Genomic DNA, 513 nt, shown 5'->3' with positions numbered 1-513 from the left:
TACAGTAAAGAGTGATAGGTGACATCTAGGACGAAAACATTCGTAGGGGTAAAATGGTTTAGCCCAGTTGGGAATTTAAGAAAAGCTAGTTACTATAGATATCATTGAATATATTTAAAGCATTGAAAATAAAGATAAAAATCTCTTCTCTGTGACATCTAGGACGTAAAGCCTACTTGAGTATAAGAAAGTAGAAAAGCATATCAATGAGGTTCGCTTGAAGCTCACTCCCTCATTCGCCTTTAAGTGGCTAGTGCCTAAACTCGAAAGCTTTCAACTAGAGAACCCAGAAATTCAAGTGCAGATCTTTGCGGAAGGAGCGCTAGTCAACAGCGATTTGAAAGACTATGACGTCGCCATTGACTACGGTCTTCACCCTTATCGAGACCATGATGCCGAGTTGATTCTCGATGAACAATTGCTGCCAGTGATGAGCCCTAAATACCTTGAGGATCATCGGTGGCTAAAAACTCCTTTTGGTGATCAAACATCGTCGCTGTCTGCGAATCAATG

Annotated in this window: 1 pseudogene; it reads left to right on the top strand. The window is 40.9% G+C overall.

The features are described from left to right. Positions 1-172: 172 nt before the first annotated feature. A pseudogene (locus tag R7Q09_RS28500) lies at positions 173-513 on the top strand (LysR substrate-binding domain-containing protein); the annotation flags it as partial.

The organism is Vibrio sp. 2130-1 (genome assembly GCF_033339515.1).
The sequence above is the reverse complement of the archived record's forward strand: the minus strand, read 5'-3'. Positions and strand labels throughout refer to the sequence as shown.